The following is a 20923-nucleotide window of genomic DNA, read 5'->3' on the forward strand; positions in this document are numbered from 1 at the left end:
AGGGTCGAGGCGGCGGGAGCGACCCGCCGAGATCGGTCCCCCGGGCGACGCCGCCTCCTCCTCACCGAGGTGGACGCGGACGCGACGCCGACGTCACCACGACGGCGCCTCCCCCGCCTCGGGAACCTCCGAACGCACGAGGGAGTTGCTGGGTGTCGGAACAGAATTTTGACCTGGTGGTGCTCGGCGGCGGCAGCGGCGGCTACGCCGCGGCCCTGCGGGCCACCGAGCTGGGGCTGAGCGTCGCGCTGGTCGAGAAGGACAAGCTCGGCGGCACCTGCCTCCACCGGGGCTGCATCCCGACCAAGGCGCTGCTGCACTCCGCCGAGGTCGCCGACGTCTCGCGTGAGTCCGCGAAGTACGGCGTGTCGACGGACTTCCACGGCATCGACGTCCCGGCCGTGACGGCCTACCGCGAGGGCGTCGTCGCCAGCAAGTACAAGGGCCTGCAGGGCCTCGTGAAGGCCCGCGGCATCACCGTCGTCGAGGGCGAAGGTCGTCTGACCTCGCCCACCACAGTCCAGGTGGGCGAGACCACCCTGACGGCCAAGAACGTCGTCCTGGCGACCGGCTCGTACTCGCGCAGCCTCCCGGGCCTCGAGATCGGCGGCAAGGTCATCACGAGCGAGGCCGCCCTGGCCCTCGACCACGTGCCGGCCCGTGTCGCCATCCTCGGCGGCGGCGTGATCGGCGTCGAGTTCGCGAGCGTCTGGAAGTCCTTCGGCTCCGACGTCACGATCGTGGAGGCCCTCCCCCACCTCGTCCCCAACGAGGAGGAGTCCATCTCGAAGCAGTTCGAGCGCGCGTTCCGCAAACGCGGCATCGGCTTCGCGCTGGGCGTCCGGTTCAAGAGCGTGACGCAGAGCGACGACGGCGTCGTCGTGACCCTCGAGGACGGCAAGACGATCGAGGCCGACTTGTTGCTGGTGGCCGTGGGGCGCGGACCCTCGACCCAGGGTCTCGGCTTCGAGGAGGTGGGCGTCACCATCGACCGCGGCTTCGTCATCACCGACGAGCGACTGCACACCAGCGTCCCCGGCGTGTTCGCGATCGGCGACATCGTCCCCGGCCTGCAGCTCGCGCACCGCAGCTTCCAGCAGGGCATTTTCGTCGCCGAGGAGATCGCGGGCCTGGCGCCGCAGGTCATCGAGGACACCAACATCCCCAAGGTCACCTACTCCGACCCCGAGGTCGCGTCCGTGGGCCTGACGGAGGCCAAGGCGGCCGAGAAGCACGGCCCCGACAAGGTGACGAGCTACGACTACAACCTCGCCGGCAACGGCAAGAGCCACATCATCGGCACCAGCGGCTCCGTCAAGGTCGTCCGCGTCGTCGACGGTCCGGTCGTCGGGGTCCACATGATCGGCGCCCGTGTCGGCGAGCTCATCGGCGAGGCCCAGCTGGCCGTCAACTGGGAGGCCTACCCGGAGGACGTCGCGCCGCTCGTGCACGCCCACCCGACCCAGAACGAGGCTCTCGGAGAGGCGATGCTGGCCCTGGCGGGCAAGCCGCTCCACGCGATGTAGTCGCGTCCCCCGTCACACCCGAACCACCCGCACACTTCCGCACCACCCGATCACACAGACACACGATGTCTTCGAAGGAGTCCCCCGCATGAGCGAATCCGTCAACCTCCCGGCACTCGGAGAGAGTGTCACCGAGGGCACGGTCACCCGCTGGCTGAAGAACGTCGGCGACCGGGTCGAGGTCGACGAGCCCCTGCTCGAGGTCTCGACCGACAAGGTCGACACGGAGATCCCCTCCCCCGTCGCCGGCGTCATCGAGGAGATCCTCGTGCCCGAGGACGAGACCGTCGAGGTCGGGACCGCGCTGGTCCGCATCGGCGACGGCAGCGGCCAGGGCGGCGACTCCTCCGACGACGCTCCTGCCGAGGAGACCCCCGAGGCCTCGCAGCCCGAGAGCCCGGCCGAGGGCGGTCAGGACGAGGCGGACGACGCCGTCGTCGCGTCGTCGGCGGCACCGGCACCCGGCGAGGAGTCGTCGGCCGACGCCCCCGCACCTGCGGACGACGTCGACCCGGCGCCGGCGGCCGAGCAGCCTGCCGACCAGGCCCCGGCCGTCGCCGCCACCGCCCCGGCTGCCGCGGCGGCCCCCGCGGCGGCCGCGCCCCCCGCAGCGGCAGCTCCCGCCCCGGCGGCGGCCGCTCCTGCAGCTGCTGCCCCCGCAGCCGCCGCCCCGGCAGCCGCTGCGCCGGCGGCCTCGGCCGACTCGTCGTCGGCTCCGACCGGCTACGTCACACCACTGGTCCGGAAGCTCGCGAACGAGAAGGGCATCGACATCTCGACCCTCACCGGGAGCGGTGTCGGCGGCCGCATCCGCAAGGAGGACGTCCTCGCTGCCGTCGAGGCCGCCAGCTCGGCGTCCACGACGTCGGCCACGGCGTCGGCGCCCGTCGAGGTCTCGCCGCTGCGCGGCACGACCGTGCCCATGACGCGTTTGCGGAAGGTCGTCGCGGAGCGCGCCGTCCAGTCGATGCAGGCGATGGCCCAGCTCACGAGCGTGGTCGAGGTCGACGTCACAGCCGTCGCGACGTTCCGTGACGCGAACAAGGCGGCGTTCCTCGAGAAGACCGGCAACAAGCTGTCCTTCCTGCCGTTCTTCACGCTCGCGGCCGCCGAGGCGCTCAAGGCGCACCCGAAGCTGAACGCCACCGTCGACGGCGACTCGATCGTCTACCCGGACCACGAGAACGTCAGCATGGCCGTCGACACGGAGCGCGGTCTGCTCACGCCCGTCATCAAGGACGCGTCCGACCTCGACCTGGCCGGCATCGCCGCCCAGATCGCGGACCTGGCGCAGCGCACGCGCGACAACAAGCTGAAGCCCGACGAGCTGGCCGGCGGCACCTTCACGGTGACGAACACGGGCTCGCGGGGCGCGCTGTTCGACACTCCCGTGGTGTTCCTCCCCCAGGTCGCCATCCTCGGAACCGGCGTCGTGGTGAAGCGCCCCGTCGTCGTCTCCGTGGACGGCGCCGACGCCATCGCGGTCCGATCGATGGTCTACCTGGCCCTGTCGTACGACCACCGCATCGTCGACGGTGCGGACGCCGCCCGGTTCCTCGTGGCGGTCAAGACCCGCCTCGAGGCGGGCGACTTCGCCGGGGTGCTGGGCTTCTGACCTCGCCACGGTGATCGCGCACGTCAGCGACGCAGTACCTCTCTGAGACGCCAGCCGGCCTCGGTCCTCACCACGAGGACCGAGGCCGGTTCGTCGTCGGCGGTGCGGCAGGCGAGGAGGACGGTCTCCCCCAGCCGTTGCACCTCCGACTCGACGACCGTGGGCAGCACCAGGTCGCCCGCCGACGCGAGGTCGGCCATGATCCGGGAGTCTCCCGCCGCCACGGGCGACCCTTCCTGGTCCACGGCTGCGAGGCACGACGTCGACGGTTCGCGGACGCACGAGACCCGGGCTCGGAGCAGCACCGTGGCCGCCGCGAGCGGGTCGTCGCCCCGTACCGCCGCCTCCTCCGTGCTCACCGGCTCGTCAAGGGCGCGGTCCGGGACGGGGACGGCGGTGACCGGGCCGGGCGCCGAGACGGCCGGGCCGGACGGCCGATCGGCAGGGGACGTCACCGCGGGCGGAGCCGAGTCGGAGCGCCCGAGGCCGGAGTCGCCGCCCCGCGGCACGACGGCTGCCCCCACCACGAGAGACACTGCCACGAGGCCGGCCAGGACCCAGGCGCGTGGCCTGACCGCCCGCAGTCGGTCGACGATCGGCACGGCCGCGACCGCCTCCCACCAGTCCGCGACGCCGTCGAGGAGCGCGGACTCGGGCAGGACGCTGGTCCAGCCGGATCTCGGCGGGTCTCCCAGCGGTGGTCGCCAGGCGACCGCCGCCTCCTCGACGCCCGTGCTCGGCACGACGGTCGGCAACGCGACGGGAGGAGCCAGGTCGTGGACCCGCTCGACGAGCTCGTCCAGGCAGGTGTCGGCACCCTTCGGGCCCCGCAACCGGGCCCGGTCGCGAGGAGACAGCTCACCTGCCACGGCCTCGACGAGGGCCTGAGCCCCCTCGGCCGCCGCCACGAGCGGCGCCGCACCGGGCTGTGCGGTCCTGCCGCCGACGAGGACCGGGGCGCCCCGGTCGTCGAGCACGACGTCCTCGAGGCCGACGCTGCCCAGCGCCGTCCCCCGCCGGGCCAGGTGGGCGACCGCGGAGAGCACGGGGAGCAGGACCGTGACGGCCTCTCCGGCCGACATCGTGCCGCGGCGCCGAGCCCACCTGTCGAGTCGTTCCCCGCCCGGCTCGTCCGAGACGACCACGAGGGCGCCCTCGTCGTCGACCATCAGGTCGACCGGGCGGAGGAGGTGCGGGTGCGGCGACGAGCTCGCCGCCGCGACGAGGGCCGGCGACGAGCGACGCAGCAGCACCCGGCTGCCGTCGGGCGCGGTGCCCCCGACGGCGCCGCCCGGACCGGGGGGCCAGGACGACCCGGGCGCGAGCTCGTAGGGGCCGAGTGAGGAGGTGACCATGGGGCCATCGTGCTGGTCTCCGAGGGGCCGACGCGCGCCTCCTCGTCCCGGCCGGGGACGACCGACGACGGCGAGCCCCCCGGGGAGGACCCACGGCGGCTCGCGACCCCGTATCCTGGTCTGCATGGCACGACGCACGTCACCGGAGAACACGTCCCCGAAGCCGCCCAAGGAACCGGGCCGCTTCTCGCAGATGTGGCAGGTGTTCAAGATGACCCGCCGCGTCGACAAGTCGGCGCTGCCGCTGATGCTGCTGGCGCTGCTGCTGCCGGTCGCGGCCGGAGTCCTCGCGGGTCTCTTCCTCTCGGCAGGCAACGTCCTGGCGCTCGTGCTGTACATCGTGGTCGGCCTGATGCTCGGCATCCTGCTGCTGCTGATCGTCCTCGGACGCAAGGCCGAGAGGGCCGCCTACTCGCAGATCGAGGGGCAGCCCGGCGCCGTGGGCGCCGTCATGAAGAGCGGCCTCCGTCGCTCGTGGCGCGCCGCCGAGATGCCCGTCGCGGTCCAGGGCCGCTCGCAGGCCGCCGTCTACCGAGCCGTCGGCAAGGGCGGCGTCGTGCTGATCGGCGAGGGCTCGGTCGCGCAGACCAAGAAGCTCGTCGACGAGGAGCGCCGCAAGGTCGCACGCATCCTGCCCAACGTCCCCATCACGGTGCTGCACGTCGGCCCCGACGCCGAGTCCGTGCCGCTGCACAAGATCGCCGGCCGCATGAACAAGATCAAGTCGTCGCTGAACCGGAACGAGGTGCTCGCCGTGAGCAACCGCCTCCAGTCGCTCGGCAAGAACGGCCTGCCGATCCCCAAGGGCGTCGACCCGTTCAAGGTGCGGGCCGGACGACCGCGCTGACGGTCGACGCGACCCGCTGAACGGACCGGCGACGGACGGAGGCGCCCGTCCCCCTCGAGGGGACGGGCGCCTCCGTCTGTGGAGCGTCGGTCAGACGCGGACGAGGACCGTCCCCGCCACGCGGTCGTGCAGGCCCCTCTGGTCTTGGTCCCAGACCACCGCGGGGATGACGACCGCGAGCAGCAGGGTCCGGACGACCGGGCGCCAGAGACCGGTCCGGCCACCGGCCATCGGGACGAGGCGCATGCCGAGGACCAGGTGACCGACGGTGCCGCCGAGGGTGACCAGGAAGAGGATCTGGACGACGCTGAAGACGACCGTGATGGCGAGCCCCTGGCCGTCGAAGAAGGCGAACGCGACGACGTAGGCGAGCGCCCAGTCGATCGTCACCCCGGCGATCCGGCGACCGAGACGTGCGATCGAGCGCGGGCCCGTGCGGGGCAGGCCGAGGCGCTGGCCCGGCCAGTCCTGCCGGGGCGCCGCACCGCCGTCGACGGGGTCGGACGGAGGGCGGGAGCGGTCGTCGTGCATGCCTCCGAGCCTACCGACGCGGCACCCGTAACATCTCTGAAACAATGGGGACACCGCGACGAAACGGCCCCGCCATAACGTCGTCGAAGGCTGCGTCCGGCAGTCTGACCGATCTGAGCCCATTGGAGAGACACCTAGATGTTCACCGATTCTTCCGAGGTGCTGAAGTTCATCACGGACACCGACGTCAAGTTCCTCGACATCCGGTTCACGGACCTGCCCGGCGTCCAGCAGCACTTCAACATCCCCGCGTCCACCGTCGACGAGGAGTTCTTCTCCGTCGGCCAGCTCTTCGACGGGTCCTCCATCCGCGGCTTCGCGTCGATCCACGAGTCGGACATGCAGCTCATCCCCGACGTCACCACGGGCTACGTCGACCCCTTCCGCGCCGAGCGCACCCTGGTGCTCGTGTTCGACATCTTCAACCCGCGCAACGGCGAGCTCTACAGCCGCGACCCCCGCCAGGTGGCCAAGAAGGCCGAGAAGTACCTCGCCTCCACCGGCATCGCCGACACGGCGTTCTTCGCCCCCGAGGCCGAGTTCTACATCTTCGACGACGTCCGCTACGAGGTGAAGCAGAACGCCAGCTTCTACAGCGTCGACAGCGAGGAGGGCGCCTGGAACACAGGCCGTGTCGAGGAGGGCGGCAACCTCGCCAACAAGACCGCCTACAAGGGCGGCTACTTCCCGGTCAGCCCGGTCGACAAGACGGCCGACCTTCGCGACGACATCAGCCTCAAGCTGATCGACTCGGGCCTCGAGCTCGAGCGCGCCCACCACGAGGTGGGCACCGGCGGCCAGCAGGAGATCAACTACAAGTTCGACACCATGGTCCACGCGGCCGACGACATCCTGAAGTTCAAGTACATCGTCAAGAACACCGCCGAGCAGTGGGGCAAGGTCGCGACCTTCATGCCCAAGCCGCTCTTCGGCGACAACGGCTCGGGCATGCACACCCACCAGTCGCTCTGGAGCGACGGCAAGCCGCTGTTCTACGACGAGAACGGCTACGGCGGGCTCTCCGACCTCGCTCGCTGGTACATCGGCGGCTTGCTGAAGCACGCACCCGCCGTGCTCGCCTTCACGAACCCCTCGATCAACTCGTACCACCGGCTGATCCCGGGCTTCGAGGCCCCCGTCAACCTGGTCTACTCGGCGGGCAACCGCTCGGCGGCCATCCGCATCCCGATCACGGGCACGAACCCCAAGGCCAAGCGCATCGAGTTCCGCGTCCCCGACGCCGCGTCCAACCCCTACCTCGCGTTCGCCGCGCAGCTGATGGCGGGCCTCGACGGCATCCAGAACCGGATCGAGCCGCACGAGCCCGTCGACAAGGACCTCTACGAGCTGCCCCCCGAGGAGGCGAAGGGCATCCCCCAGGTGCCCGCGTCGCTCGACGGCGCCCTCGACGCGCTCGAGGCCGACCACGCGTTCCTCACCAAGGGCAACGTCTTCACCGAGGACCTCATCGAGACGTGGATCGCGTACAAGCGCGAGAAGGAGATCCTGCCGATGGCGCAGCGCCCGCACCCCTTCGAGTTCGAGCTCTACTTCGGCGTCTAGGCGACACCGGACGGGGCGCGACCAACTCGGTCGCGCCCCGTCCGTCGTCGTGGCCATCGGACGGGAGAAGGCCCGCACCCCCTCGGGGTGCGGGCCTTCTCCCGTCGCCGGTCGGCGTCAGGCGGGGATGCTGCTCCCGGTGAGGACGCGGCGCTGAGCCGGGGTCCGACGACCGCCGAGGGGTCGCACCTCCCAGCCGCCGCTCGACCAGACCTCGGCGTCGAGCACGTTCCGGGCGTCGATCACGACGGGGTTGGCCGCGAGCTCGGCGAGGGCCGAGGGCTCCGCGCTGACGAACTCGGGCCACTCCGTCAGCAGCAGCACGGCGTCGGCGTCCGAGACCGCCTCCTCGATGCTGTCGGCGAACGACAGGGTCGGGAAGCTGCGCTGGGCCGTCTGGGTCGCCTCCGGGTCCACGACCAGCACCTGGGCGCCGCGCAGGTGCAGCGCCGCCGCCACGTTCAGGGCCGGCGAGTCGCGGACGTCGTCCGTGTGCGGCTTGAACGCGGCGCCGAGGACGGCGATGCGCCGGTTCAGGACCGACCCGCCGCAGGCGTCGATGGCCTGGTCGATGACCCGCTGGCGCTGGGCCATGTTGATCTCGTCGACCTGCTGCATGAGGCTGACCGCACGGTGCGCTCCCAGCTCGTTGGCCCGGAACATCAGCGCGCGGATGTCCTTCGGCAGGCAGCCGCCCCCGAAGCCCAGGCCCGCGTTGAGGAACTTGCGGCCGATCCGGTCGTCGAAGCCGAGGGCGTCCGCGAGCGTCGAGACGTTCGCCCCGGCGGCCTCGCAGAGCTCGCTGATCGCGTTGATGAACGAGATCTTCGTCGCCAGGAACGCGTTCGCGCTGACCTTGACCAGCTCGGCCGTCGGCAGGTCGCACGAGATGACGGGCGTGCCCGTCGAGATCGGCTCGGCGTAGACCTCGCGGAGGATCGCCTCGCTGCGGACGTCGGTGCCGCCGAAGACGATGCGGTCGGGACGCAGGGTGTCCTCGACGGCGTGGCCCTCGCGGAGGAACTCCGGGTTCCACACGACGTCGGCCGACACCCCGGGAGGCAGCACGCCGGCCACGATCTCCCGGAGGCGGGCCGCGGTGCCGACCGGCACGGTCGACTTGCCGACGATCAGGCCGTCGTGGCTGAGCGACTCGGCGACCTTGCGGGTGGCCTCCTCGACGTAGCTCAGGTTGGCGGCGTGGCTCCCCCGGCGCTGCGGCGTGCCGACGCAGATGAAGTGCACGTCGGAGAGGGCGACGGCCTCGGCGATGTCCGTCGTGAAGAGCAGTCGACCGGACTCGACGTGGCGGAGGATCAGCTCGGGCAGTCCCGGCTCGAAGAAGGGGACTCGGCCCTGGCTGAGCGCCTCGACCTTCGAGGGGTCCGTGTCGACGCCGATGACGTCGAAGCCCATCTCGGCCATCGCGGCGGCGTGGGTCGCCCCGAGGTAGCCGGTGCCGATGACGCTGATGCGGGGCTTCGTCGAGGCCGACGTCACCGCGGCGTCGACGGACTGGGGGTCGGTGCCGGCGCCGTCGGCCGGGCTGGTGTTCTTGCTCATGATGCGCTCCTCGCGATCTGGGGTGCTGCAGTCAGTGGGGCGGAGGGGGTGGGGAGGGACGAGAGCCTCGAGTCGTCGGCCGTGGTCACGGCAGCGTCCTCAGGGCGAAGTCGGTGTCGGTGCGGGCGATGCCGCGGCGGAAGGCGTCGAGGGAGTCCTGCCGGGACACGATCCGCCAGTCGTTCGTGAGATACGAGCCGCTGGACACGGTCGTGGCCGTCAGGTTGAACCAGGAGAACCCGAGGATGTCGTCGTTCTCCGGCTTGGCCAGCTCGCTGAAGAGCGAGTCGATCCACTTCGGCTTCTGGGCGTCCTTCGTCGTGCCGAGCTCGGCCGCGCCCATCTCGGCGAGGATGATCGGCTTGGTCGTGATCTGCCGCAGCTGCGCCAGCGTCTTGCCGAAGGTGCCCTGGAAGTCGCCGGTCTGGGGCGTCTCGGGGCTGTTCCGCAGGTAGCCGGTCATGCCCACCCAGTCGACGTAGTCGTCGCCGGGGTAGAGGCTCGCCGTGTACTCGACGCCCCTGTTCTTGGTGGGCACGCCCTCGACCCGGGTGGGGGCCCAGACCCAGGCGACGAGCTCGTTCGCGCCGCGTGCCTCGAAGAGGTCGTGCACGTGCCTCCACATCTGCACGTACTCGGTCTTCTCGTTCCCGTTCACGCCCTCGGCCCACGGGTACCAGTTGCCGTTCATCTCGTGGTCGAGACGGATGGCCATCGGCAGGCCGTTGGCCACGAGCGCGTCGGCCCAGCGCGTGAGGTACGCGTCGAAGTCGCCCTCGATGATCTTGCTCAGCTCGTAGTCCGGGTCGACGACCGCCTCGTTGCCGGCGGCGATCGGTCGGGACTCCCAGGTGAGGAACGGGAGGTCGCCCTTGGCCCACGACCGGTTGACCGCCGTGGCGTTGAACTCCTGGTCGAAGCCCTGGAAGTAGCCCGCCATGTTCGGCTGCGCGCCGATCTTCGTGCTCACGTCGTCGAACTCGGACCAGCTGAAGGGCGACTGGGTCGTGTAGAGCCCGAAGTAGCGCGACTCCGGCGAGACGATGTCCGCGAGGGGCGGAGCGGTGATCGGCACGGGGCCGGTCGTCGCGCCCCCGCCTGAGCCGTTGCCGCTGCCGCTGCCCGAGCCGGAGACGCCTGAGCCGTTGCCGCTGCCGGAGCCGCCCTTGGGCCCCGTGGCCACGGCCCCGGAGCCTCCGCTGCCGTTGCCGCCGCCGGCCGACGAGCCGCCGCCGGACGACGAGCCGCCGCCTGTCGCGGCCTGGGCGTCACGGAGGGCGTCCTGCGCCGACGCGAGGCGAGCCTGTGCGTCGGTGAGCTGCCCCTCGGACGTCCAAGCCTGCTGCTGCACGTCCGCCAGCTCGGTCTTGCTCGCGGCGAGCTGCCGCTTGGCGGCGACGAGCTGGTCGAGGAGGGCCGAGCGGTCCTCCTTGAGGGTGGTGACCTGGGCAGGGGACGTGCCGACCGCCTCCTGCACGGCGGTGCGGACGGGGTTGTCCGTCGGCGAGATCCAGATGAGCCACGAGATCATGGCCAACAGGACGACGGTCGCGGTCGCGCCGAGGGCCGTGCGGCGGGCGTTCCCGTGGGACGAGGCCCACCAGGCTCCCGACTGCACGTGCAGCGGGGCGACGAAGGTCTGCGGGGACTCAGACAATGAACCACACCTCCAGGGCGATGATGACGGCACCGATCAGGTACGGGAAGCCGGCTTTGGGGTTGAGGCGACGACGAGGAGGCGCGACGGCGGCCACGGGGGCCGTGGCCGCGGCGAAGGCGGTCGCCGACGAGGTCGTCACGGCGTCGTCCTGGGGCGACGGCGCGGTCTCGACGGCCGTCTCGGCGCGGTGGCTCCGCACCAGGACCACGCCCGTGTCGCCGCGTCGGACGGTGGTCGCGTCCGACGTGGGACCGGCCGGGGTCGGGGAACCGCCGAAGTCGAAGAGGGCGTCGACGCCGGGATCGGTCTCGTCGTCGAACTCGCGCTCCAGGACCTGCAGCGAGTCGTCGCCGGTGGCCTGGTGGGCCATCTGCTGGGCCGCGTCGTCCGCGGCTCCGCCGGCGTAGGCGCCGGCACGGGTCCCCCAGCCGCTGGCGTGCCCCATGCGGAAGAACCCGATGACGCGGATCGGCATGAGGAAGAAGGTCGACACGATGATGAAGACCGGCAGGCGGAGGAAGTCCGACGGCTTCTCGGCCAGGTGCCGCATCTGTCGGATGGCCATGCTGAGCACGGACGACAGCACCATCAGGACCACGATGCTGACCAGCCCGGTGGAGACCCCGTACTCGGCAAGGATGCCGCGGTACAGGTTGACGCCCTGGCCGGTGATGCCCCGGTAGATCCAGCCGCCGATGACGCCCATCAGGAGGAAGGGCAGGATGATGTCCATCGCGAAGAAGAACGCCAGCATCGGAGCGTGCCCGAGCATCCACGGCATCATCCGGAACGTGTTGTACTGGCTGCCGCGGGCCCAGCGGAGCTGCTGCTTGAACAGCTTCTTCACCTCGAGCGGGGCGTCCGTGTAGACCAGGCTCGTGTGCTGGTAGACGGTGCGGTAGCCCTCCTTCAGCGTGAGGTTCGTCAGGGTGCGGTCGTCGCTGACCTCGAGGAAGACGCCCATGAACTTCTCCGTCATGAACCGGTCCATCACCCGCACGAGGATCTCGCGGCGGAACGCGATCGTCCGGCCGGGGAGGCAGCCGATCTGCCCCAGGACGCTCTGCGCGGGCATCGAGTAGAGCGCACGCGAGTTCTCGAGCCAGTCGGCCCAACGGGTGATCCAGCTGCGCTCGGGCTCCAGGATGCGCTGACGCGTGGTCACGCCCCCGACGTTCTCGTGGGCGAAGGGACGGACGAGCTCGGAGAGCGTCCCCGGCGTCCACACCGTGTCGGAGTCGACGAGCACGGTGATGTCGCCGCGGCTGAGCTCGGTGCCGATCATGACGGCGTTGCGCTTGCCGGGGATGGGGGTGTGCACCCAGCGGACGAGGGGGGCGTACTCGTCGCAGACGGCGGCCAGCTCCGGGTTGGGCTTGCCGTTGATGACCACGATGATCTCGCCCGGCTGCTGCTCGACCATGCGGCCGATGACGTCGCGGAAGAGGTCGAGGGGCTCGTCGACCACGGGGACGACGACGCTCGTGGAGCCGGAGAACTCCCCCGTGAAGGGACGGTACCGCCTCGAGAGCAGCACCTTGATGATCCACAGGATCCAGATGAATGCCGAGTAGACCGCGAACAGGTACAGCTCGGCGTGGCCGCCTGCCATCGATCGGATCTGGAGGATGAAAGTCAACACGAGGGCCGCCTCACGGGGATGGGAAAAGGATGATTCCGCGTCTTCGAGGAAAGGGGTCTGTCGGGTCGGTGCAATCTTGCGGCGGTTCGGAGGGGACTCACAACCGACCACCCGTTCGGGGACTCGGCCCGGCCGGGCGGGGTACGCCCTTGTCCTCCCATCGGTGTCGCACGAAATGCCGACAGGGCCGAGTGCCTGTCAGAGGCGCAGCGGCACTCACCGGACACGACCCTTTCCTGCCCTCCTGAGCGCACGGAGGCCGCGAGCGAAAAGCCAGGTCAGAGGGCCGTTCTGACCACCCCGCCTCGACTCGGCCCGCGGTGCGGGAGGTGAGGAAAGCCCATGGCGCTCTGGGGCCGTGCGTGCTGGGCGGTCATGCGTCCGAAACACGGCAGACATCTCGACCGGGGTACGCACCCCCTTTTCGGGGTACGACAAAATCACCCGTGACCAATTCGGGCGTCACCCCCCGGGTGAGTGCATCCCGGGCGTGTCGCACCTCGTGACCGCGACGCCGGTCGCGCCGGGCGAGGTCAGGCGGTAGGCTCCGGCGCCTCGTCCAGGCCGTAGAAGCCCCGCTCGAACACCGCACGCGCGCGACGGGTCACCGCGAGGTAGTCCTCCTCGAGGCGTGTGGCCGACCCCGGCGGGTACTCCATCAGGCGGGCGACGCCCTCGAGCTGGCGACGGTCGGTCGGCAGGACGTCCGAGGTGCGCGAGGTCCAGAGGACGACGGCGGAACGGGCACGGGACGCCATCAGCCAGGCGTCGTGCAGCTTGGCCGCGTCCTCGACGTCGACGAGCCCGGCGGCGGCCGCCGCCTCGAGGGCGGTCAGGGTCGAGGTCGTGCGGAGACCGGGGACGTCGTGCGCGTGCCGGAGCTGCAACAACTGCACGAACCACTCCACGTCGCTCAGGGAGCCGCGGCCGAGCTTGAGGTGACGGGACGGCTCGGCGCCCTTGGGGAGGCGCTCCGCCTCGACGCGGGCCTTGATGCGCTTGACCTCGCGCACCTCCTGGTCCGAGAGGGACGCCGGGTAGCGGACCTCGTCCGCCAGCGCGGTGAACTCGGCCCCCAGGCCGGCGTCGCCCGCCACCACGCGGGCGCGCAGCAACGACTGGGCCTCCCAGGTGAGCGACCACCTGGCGTAGTACGCCCGGTAGGAGGCGAGGGACCTGGTCACCGGTCCGTTCCCGCCCTCGGGACGCAGGCCCGTGTCGAGGTCGAGCGGCACGAGGGCGTCCGAGGTGAGACGACCCATCTCGGCCACCACGCCGGCGGCCCGGCGCTGCGAGGTGTCGTCGCCCTCGGCCCCCCGGTGGACGAAGAGCACGTCGGCGTCCGACCCGAACCCGAGTTCGCGTCCGCCGTAGCGACCCATGGCGACGACGGCCATCTCGATGTCGGGCACGTCCCGACGGGCCAGGGCGAGGGCGCCCGTGATCGTCGCGGTCGTGACGTCCGTGAGCCCCTGAGCCAGCTGGTCGATCGTGACGAGGCCCAGGATCCCCGAGATGGCCAGCCGGAGGACCTCGCGGCGACGGGCCTGCCGCAGCACGCCGGCCGCCCCCTCCTTCGACTCGTGCCGCGCCACGGTGGCGCTCGTCTCGTCGAGCAGGCTGGCGAGCGTCCGTGGTCTGAGCTCGGCGTCGGACTCGAACCAGGCGGCCGCCTCCGGGGACCGGTCGAGCAGGTCGGCGACGAACGTCGACGACGAGAGGACGGTCGTGAGCCGGTGGGCAGCCCCCGACGAGTCGCGCAGCATGCGGAGGAACCAGTACGACTCGCCGAGCCCGTCGCTGAGCCTGCGGAAGGCGAGCAGTCCGAGGTCGGGGTCGGTGCCGTCGGCGAACCACTGCAGCATCGCGGGCAACAGGTGCCGCTGGATGCTCGCCCGCCGGGAGACTCCCCCGGTCAGGGCGGCGATGTGCCCGAGTGCACCGCGCGGGTCGGAGAAGCCGATCGCGGCCAGCCGGGCGGCGGCCTGGTCGCTGCTGAGCGCGAGGTCCTCCTCGGGACGGGCCGCGACCGCCGAGAGCAGGGGCCGGTAGAAGAGGCGCTCGTGCAGGGTGCGGACGCGCCGCTTCACCTCGCGCCACGCCTCCACGAGACCCGTGCCCGACGAGCTCAGCCCGGAGGAGCGCGCGAGCACCCGGAGCGCGTTCTCGTCAGTCGGCATCAGGTGGGTCCGCCGCAGGTGCGCCAGCTGCACGCGGTGCTCGAGGACGCGCAGCACCCGGTAGTCGCGATCGAACTCGGCGGCCTCGGCGCGCCCCACGTAGCCCCGTCTCGCGAGGGCGGCCAGCGCCTCCAGCGTCGACCGCTGCCGCACGCCGTCGTCCGCCTGGCCGTGGACGAGCTGCAGCAGCTGGATCGTGAACTCGACGTCGCGGAGCCCGCCGGGCCCCAGCTTCAGCTGCCGGTCGACCTCGTCGGCGGGGAGGAGGTCGGTGACGCGCTCGCGCATGGCCTGCACCGACTCGACGAAGGCCTCGCGCTGGGCGGCGGACCACACGAACGGCGCGATGCGCTCCGCGTACCGGTCGCCGAGGTCGACGTCCCCCGCGAGCGGACGCGCCTTGAGCAGCGCCTGGAACTCCCATCCCTTCGCCCAGCGCTCGTAGTAGGCGACGTGCGACTCGAGGGTGCGGACCAGGGCGCCGTCCTTCCCTTCCGGCCGCAGGTTGGAGTCGACCTCCCAGAGCTCGGGCTCGAGCGCGAGGTCCGTGATCGCCCGCACGGTGTGCACCGCGAGCCGGGTGCCGATCTCGACCGCGCGCCCGTTCTCGAGGCCGTCGGCGCCCTCGGCGACCCACACGACGTCGACGTCGCTGAGGTAGTTCAGCTCGCGTGCCCCCGCCTTGCCCATGCCGATCACCGCGAGCCGCGTGCGCGACACGTCGTCCGCGGGGAACGGCACCTCGCGCCGGGCCACGTCGAGGGCGGCGTGCAGAGCGGCACCGGCCAGGTCGGCGAGGGCCGCGGCGACCACGGGGAGCGCCTCGACCGGGTCGGGCCGGTCGAGGTCCCAGCCGGCGATCTGCACGAGGTGACGGCGGTAGCCGACGCGGAGGGCTAACCGCGCCTCCTCGTCGACCAGCCCGGCTACGCGCGACTGGAGGTCGTCCACGTAGGCGTCGCGACTGCGGGGAACGGGCGCGGGCTGCAGGAGCAGCCCGAGCTCGGCCGGTCGGCGCACCAGGAACTCGGCGAGGCCGGACGACGACCCGAGCAGGCGCAGCAGGCGCTCCCCCGCACCGGCCTCGAGCAGCGCGGCGACGCCGTCGGGCGAGCGCTCGAGCAGACGCTCGAGGTGCAGCAGGGCCTGGTCGGGATCGGGACTGCGAGCGAAGGAGGCGACGGCCGACGCGAGCGACGGGGTCGCCTCGACGAGGCGGTCCAGCCGCTCGCGCGCGGTGCCGAGCTCGGCGAACCCGAGCCGCGCCAGGTCGGACAGGGCCGTCGCGGCTCGGGGCATGGTGGAGCCGGCCCGCTAGAGGATCTCGAGGTTGGAGCGCAGCTCGAACGGCGTCACCTGCGCGCGGTAGGACTTCCACTCCTGCCGCTTGTTCAGCAGCACGTAGTTGAAGACCTGCTCGCCGAGCGTCTCGGCGACCAGCTCGCTGTCCTCCATGATCGAGAGGGCGTGGTCGAGGCTGGCGGGCAGCTGCTTGTAGCCGAGCGCACGACGCTCGGCGTCGCTCATGCCCCAGACGTTGTCCTCGGCCTCGGCGGGGAGCTCGTAGCCCTCCTCGATGCCCTTGAGGCCGGCGGCGAGCATGAGCGAGAAAGCGAGGTACGGGTTCGCGGCGGAGTCGATCGCGCGGTACTCGACGCGGCTCGAGTTGCCCTTGTTCGGCTTGTACAGCGGCACACGCACCAGCGCCGAGCGGTTGTTGTGGCCCCAGGTCACGAAGCTGGGCGCCTCGTCGCCGCCCCACAGGCGCTTGTAGCTGTTCACGAACTGGTTCGTCACCGCCGTGATCTCGGGCGCGTGGCGCAGGAGGCCCGCGATGAACTGCCGGCCGATGCGGGAGAGCTGGTACTCGGCGCCGGCCTCGTAGAACGCGTTGCCGTCCCCCTCGAAGAGCGACATGTGCGTGTGCATCCCGGAGCCGGGGTGCTGGCTGAAGGGCTTGGGCATGAACGTGGCGTACACGCCCTGCTCGATCGCCACCTCCTTGATGACGGTGCGGAACGTCATGATGTTGTCCGCGGTCGTCAGGGCGTCGGCGTAGCGCAGGTCGATCTCGTTCTGCCCGGGGCCCGCCTCGTGGTGGCTGAACTCGACGGAGATCCCGAGGTCTTCGAGCATGCGGACCGAGCGGCGGCGGAAGTCGTGGGCCGTCCCGCCGGGCACGTTGTCGAAGTAGCCGGCGGAGTCGACGGGCTGGGGGCCGTCCGGCCCGCCCTGCGCGTCCTTCAGCAGGTAGAACTCGACCTCGGGGTGCGTGTAGAACGTGAAGCCGCGTTCGCCTGCGCGCGCGAGCGTGCGCTTGAGGACGTTCCGCGGGTCGGCGACGGCCGGCTGCCCGTCGGGCGTCGTGATGTCGCAGAACATGCGCGCGGTCGGGTCGATCTCGCCCCGCCACGGCAGTATCTGGAAGGTGGTCGGGTCGGGCTGCGCGAGCACGTCGGCCTCGTACGAGCGGGTGAGCCCCTCGATCGCGGAGCCGTCGAAGCCGATGCCCTCGGCGAACGCGCCCTCGACCTCGGCCGGGGCGATGGCCACGCTCTTCAGGGTGCCGATCACGTCCGTGAACCAGAGCCTGATGAACTTGATGCCGCGTTCTTCGATCGTCCGGAGGACGAAGTCCCTCTGCTTGTCCATCGACAGCCTTTCTGCTCTGCGTCGAGGCTAGTGGACGCACCCGTCGGCCACGGTCACGCCCGCGCAGGATCCGTCAGTCGTCGGCCGCGTCCTCGGCGTCGAGGCGGGCGTTGCGCTCCTGGATCGTCCTGATCGCGGCTGCAGCCTCCTCGCGCGTCGCGTAGGGCCCGGCGCGGTCGACCGCGGGCGAGACCTTGCCCTCCTCGACCTCGTGCGTGCGGGTGTTGAACCAGAACTCAGTCGTCATGGGGCGAGGGTACCGCGCCCGGGCGAGGCCGTCCCGGACCAGGTCCGGGCGACTGCGACCGGGATCCCCGCGTCGGCTACCGGACCGTGACGGTCTTGCAGCCGAGCAGCGGGTTGTTGCCGTCGGGGGTGTTGTAGGCGTAGGCGCAGACGGTGTGTGACCCCACGGCCACCGAGACCTTCGTGGCCCAGCCGTCGAGGTCCGGCGATCCCGGGTAGGCACGGAGGACGTCCGCGCGGCTGTGGTCGGGAGACACGGCGGCGAGGAAGCGGCCGTTGTCGTAGAGGTGCACGTCGGTCGGCTGGCCGGACCAGTCGAAGGCCCAGCCGCTCGCGGTGAGCTGCCCGGCCCGGGACGACACGAGCGCGTCGTAGGCGCCGACGGGGTCGCCGACGCCGAGCACCGTCCGGCAGCCGAGGCTCCTCGCCCCGGTGCCCGATCCGGCGGTCGCGCAGATCTTCCGGTCGCCCTGGGGGATCCCCTCGTAGAGCGACATGTCGAAGCCGGTGGTCATGTACGCGCCGGGGAACGCACGGTTGACGTCGGGACGACTCTGCCCGTCGGACACGACGGAGAGCTCGACGACGGTCCCGCCGGTCTCGTCCGTGACGGTGACGGCGGCGAGGCCGCCGTCGTCCTGGGGGGCCCAGGCCCAACCCCGGACACGGATGCCCTCCCGTTCACGCGAGACGGCGTCGAGTGCCCCGACGGTGACGTCCCGCGCGGTCACCTTCGCGGTCGAGGCTGCCAGGCAGCCGATCATCGGGTTCGCCCCGCCGATCGCGTACGCGCAGATGCGGTGGGCTCCGTCAGGGATCCTGAACTCGCCCTCGAAGCCGGTGTCCGCCGGCGCTCCCGGCACGGCGGCCGCGACATCCGGGCGACTGACCGACGTCCTGAGCTTGCCCGCGTAGACGGAGCCGCCGGCCCGGTCGTAGAAGTGGACCTCGGTGGGTCCGGCGACGCCCGACCACGCCCAGCCGGCGACCGAGACGACGTCGCCGCTGACCTCGATGAGGTCGAGGGCGCCCCGGGGAGCCGGGGCTGCCGCAGGGGCCGAGGCCGCGATGACAGCGGGGGCACCGATCACGAGCGCCAGCACGGCTGCGGCGAGGGTGACGATGCGGGCACGGCGCGGGAACACGGTCCTCCTGGGGACGAGAGCGAGAAGTCGACTCCCGTCGGGCACGGGAGTCGATGAACGCTAACCGGCGGGGCTCGCCCGTCGCTCCCCCCTCTTCGGGCAGCGGCCAGCGCGTCCGCCAGCGCCTCCGCCAGCGACGACGCCAGCGACGACGCCTTCGACACGTCCGTGCACGGCGCATCCCGCGGAGCCGCCCTCCCCCTAAGCTGGACGGCATGCCCCGGGACCTCGACGGATCACTGACCCCTGGCCGGGTCTCACCACTCCGGCCGGTCCCCTCGTCCATCACCCGACCCGAGTACGTCGGCAAGGCGGGCCCCGCTCCCTACACCGGCGGCGACGTGTACGACGCCCCGACGATCGAGCTGATCCGCGCGAGCGGCCGGATCGCCTCGCAGGCGATCGACGCCGTCGAGGCCGCGATCCGCCCCGGCGTGACGACGGACGAGCTCGACCGGGTCGCCCACGACTTCCTCGTGGCCCACGACGCTTACCCGTCGACGCTCGGCTACCGTGGGTTCCCGAAGTCGGTCTGCACGTCGGTGAACGAGGTCATCTGCCACGGCATCCCCGACGACACCGTGCTCGTCGAGGGCGACCTGGTCAACATCGACATCACCGCCTTCAAGGACGGGCTGCACGGCGATCTCAACCGCACCGTGGTGGTCGGCGACGCGGCCCCGGAGACCGTCGACCTCGTCGACCGCACCCGCGAGGCCCTGCGCCGCGGCATCAAGGCGGTGGCCCCCGGTCGCGAGGTCAACGTGATCGGCCGGGCGATCGAGTCGTACGCCGCGCGTTTCGGCTACGGGGTCGTACGCGACTACACAGGCCACGGCGTCGGCCGCGCGTTCCACTCCGGCCTCGTCATCCCCCACTACGACGCCCCCCAGTTCGACGACGTCATGGTGCCGGGGATGGTCTTCACCATCGAGCCCATGCTCACCCTCGGTGGCGTCGAGGCGGACATCTGGGCCGACGGCTGGACCGTCACCACCCGCGACAAGTCGCTCACGGCCCAGTTCGAGCACACCCTCGTCGTCACCGAACGCGGTGCCGACGTCCTCACCCTCAGTTGACGACGAGCACCAGGAAGAAGGACGACCCGTGGCACAGAAGGCAGTCGGCATCGACATCGGCGGCACCGGCATCAAGGGGGCGATCGTCGACGTCGAGTCGGGCGAGCTCCTCACCGACCGCATCAAGAAGCCGACCCCCGAGGGAGGCGAACCCGACGCCATCGTGGCGGTGGTGAAGCAGATCGTCGACGAGCTCGGACTCGACGACGACGCGATCCCGGTGGGCGTCTGCTTCCCGGCCGCCATCATGGACGGCAAGACCCTCTCGGCCGCGAACGTGTCGAAGAAGTGGATCGGCTTCGAGGCCGAGAAGCTGTTCGAGACCACCCTCGGGAGGTCGATCCACTTCGTCAACGACGCAGACGCCGCCGGCTACGCCGAGACCCGCTACGGCGCCGCGAAGGACGTGCCCGGCCTCGTGATCATGACGACGCTCGGCACCGGCATCGGCACCGCCCTGATCAACGACGGCGTCCTCATCGTCAACGCCGAGCTCGGCCACCTCGAGATCGGCGGCAAGGACTACGAGACGAAGGCCTCGTACGCCGCCAAGGAGCGCGACGACCTCAGCTGGAAGCACTGGGCCAAGCGCCTGCAGAAGTACTACTCGCACCTCGAGGCGCTGCTCTACCCCCGGCGCATCATCGTCGGCGGCGGCGTCTCGAAGCACCACGAGGAGTTCCTGCCGCTGCTCGACCTCCGCGCCGAGATCGTGCCGGCGGTGCTGCGCAACAACGCGGGCATCATGGGCGCAGCTGCTCTCGCCGCGGGCTCCCGCCCGACTGCCTGAGGCGGCGCGGCGGACCCGCGGCCGGCACGACGAGAGGGACCCTGGCTCGGGAGGCGCGCCTCCTGGACCAGGGTCCCTCTCGTCGTGTGTCAGCCGCGTGCACGGCTGAGGCGGATGGGCCGGCTGATACGCCGGGTTCTGTCCCGGTGCGTGAGCACCATGGACGGCCATCTCTCTCGGGACTGCGTTGCCGCAGCCCTCTAGCGGCCTACCCGAGGACTCGGCGAGCAGCCTCGACGTCCTCTGTCTGACCTTGCTCCGGGCGAGGTTTACATAGCCGGTCGGTCACCCGAACCGCTGGTGGTCTCTTACACCGCCGTTTCACCCTTACCCCGGCGCCGCCTCTCGGCGACGACCGTGGCGGTCTTCTCTCTGTTGCACTGTCTCGCGGGTCGCCCCGGGTGGGTGTTGCCCACCGCCCTGCTCTGTGGAGCCCGGACGTTCCTCGGCACCGCGGGGCGGACCCCGCGGTGACGCGACCGTCTTGCCGACCCATCCGCGTCGACCATGCTAGCGGGCGTCACCCGCC

15 protein-coding genes and 1 other RNA gene are annotated in these 20923 nt (G+C 71.3%); 6 read left to right on the top strand and 10 right to left on the bottom strand.

Going from position 1 to position 20923, the window contains the following annotated elements:
• Positions 1–152 precede the first annotated feature (152 nt).
• Together lpdA and sucB are read left to right on the top strand one after the other, a co-directional pair.
• Entirely contained in the window at positions 153–1526 is a 1374-nt protein-coding gene (lpdA, locus tag EDF18_RS02315) for a dihydrolipoyl dehydrogenase (RefSeq protein ID WP_123546034.1), read from the top strand.
• Positions 1527–1614: 88 nt separating this feature from the next.
• Positions 1615–3141 (top strand): 2-oxoglutarate dehydrogenase, E2 component, dihydrolipoamide succinyltransferase, encoded by a 1527-nt coding sequence (sucB, locus tag EDF18_RS02320; protein ID WP_123546036.1) that lies wholly within the window; start codon positions 1615–1617, stop codon positions 3139–3141.
• A 23-nt stretch (positions 3142–3164) separates the two neighbouring features.
• Here sucB and EDF18_RS16205 read toward each other — a convergent pair whose 3' ends face one another.
• Positions 3165–4496 (bottom strand): hypothetical protein, encoded by a 1332-nt coding sequence (locus EDF18_RS16205; protein WP_123546038.1) that lies wholly within the window; start codon positions 4494–4496, stop codon positions 3165–3167.
• Positions 4497–4620: 124 nt separating this feature from the next.
• Here EDF18_RS16205 and EDF18_RS02330 point away from each other — a divergent pair, with 124 nt between their 5' ends.
• The gene (locus EDF18_RS02330; RefSeq protein ID WP_123546040.1) at positions 4621–5343 is read left to right on the top strand and encodes a DUF4191 family protein; all 723 of its coding nucleotides are present in this window, start codon (positions 4621–4623) and stop codon (positions 5341–5343) included.
• A 90-nt stretch (positions 5344–5433) separates the two neighbouring features.
• Here the strand turns inward: EDF18_RS02330 and EDF18_RS02335 are convergent, their stop codons facing one another.
• Positions 5434–5874, bottom strand: a complete 441-nt coding sequence (locus EDF18_RS02335; RefSeq protein ID WP_194612238.1) for an RDD family protein — start codon at positions 5872–5874, stop codon at positions 5434–5436.
• A gap of 138 nt (positions 5875–6012) precedes the next feature.
• Between EDF18_RS02335 and glnA the strand changes: the two genes are divergently transcribed.
• Positions 6013–7437: a type I glutamate--ammonia ligase gene (glnA, locus tag EDF18_RS02340; RefSeq protein WP_123546042.1), complete on the top strand. Its 1425-nt coding sequence runs from the start codon at positions 6013–6015 to the stop codon at positions 7435–7437.
• A gap of 117 nt (positions 7438–7554) precedes the next feature.
• On the opposite strand, the gene EDF18_RS02345 is transcribed toward glnA, so the two are convergent.
• The 7 genes from EDF18_RS02345 to EDF18_RS02375 form a co-directional block, all read right to left on the bottom strand.
• Entirely contained in the window at positions 7555–9000 is a 1446-nt protein-coding gene (locus EDF18_RS02345; RefSeq protein WP_123546044.1) for a UDP-glucose/GDP-mannose dehydrogenase family protein, read from the bottom strand.
• A gap of 85 nt (positions 9001–9085) precedes the next feature.
• On the bottom strand, positions 9086–10657 hold the full coding sequence (locus EDF18_RS02350) for a glycosyl hydrolase (protein ID WP_233568949.1): 1572 nt from the start codon (positions 10655–10657) through the stop codon (positions 9086–9088).
• Positions 10650–12302, bottom strand: coding sequence for a glycosyltransferase family 2 protein (locus EDF18_RS02355; RefSeq protein ID WP_123546046.1), 1653 nt, complete (start codon positions 12300–12302; stop codon positions 10650–10652). Before EDF18_RS02355 ends, EDF18_RS02350 begins: the two co-directional genes overlap by 8 nt.
• Positions 12303–12835: 533 nt before the next feature.
• A complete protein-coding gene (locus EDF18_RS02360; protein ID WP_123546048.1) occupies positions 12836–15781 on the bottom strand; it encodes a bifunctional [glutamine synthetase] adenylyltransferase/[glutamine synthetase]-adenylyl-L-tyrosine phosphorylase in 2946 nt (981 codons plus the stop codon).
• A gap of 15 nt (positions 15782–15796) precedes the next feature.
• Complete coding sequence (locus tag EDF18_RS02365; RefSeq protein ID WP_123546050.1) at positions 15797–17134, bottom strand: glutamine synthetase family protein; 1338 nt, start codon at positions 17132–17134, stop codon at positions 15797–15799.
• Between the two features lie 73 nt (positions 17135–17207).
• Positions 17208–17381: an SPOR domain-containing protein gene (locus EDF18_RS02370; RefSeq protein ID WP_123546052.1), complete on the bottom strand. Its 174-nt coding sequence runs from the start codon at positions 17379–17381 to the stop codon at positions 17208–17210.
• Between the two features lie 76 nt (positions 17382–17457).
• Entirely contained in the window at positions 17458–18525 is a 1068-nt protein-coding gene (locus tag EDF18_RS02375) for a hypothetical protein (RefSeq protein WP_123546054.1), read from the bottom strand.
• Between the two features lie 215 nt (positions 18526–18740).
• On the opposite strand from EDF18_RS02375, the gene map reads away from it, so the two are divergent.
• Positions 18741–19604 (top strand): type I methionyl aminopeptidase, encoded by an 864-nt coding sequence (gene map, locus EDF18_RS02380; RefSeq protein ID WP_123546056.1) that lies wholly within the window; start codon positions 18741–18743, stop codon positions 19602–19604.
• 28 nt (positions 19605–19632) lie between these two features.
• Positions 19633–20394, top strand: a complete 762-nt coding sequence (gene ppgK, locus EDF18_RS02385) for a polyphosphate--glucose phosphotransferase (RefSeq protein ID WP_123546058.1) — start codon at positions 19633–19635, stop codon at positions 20392–20394.
• Positions 20395–20505: 111 nt separating this feature from the next.
• Here the strand turns inward: ppgK and rnpB are convergent.
• Positions 20506–20889: RNase P RNA component class A (gene rnpB / locus EDF18_RS02390), an RNA gene on the bottom strand.
• Between the last annotated feature and the right edge of the window lie 34 nt (positions 20890–20923).

Source organism: Frigoribacterium sp. PhB107 (genome assembly GCF_003751515.1).
GTDB lineage: Bacteria > Actinomycetota > Actinomycetes > Actinomycetales > Microbacteriaceae > Frigoribacterium.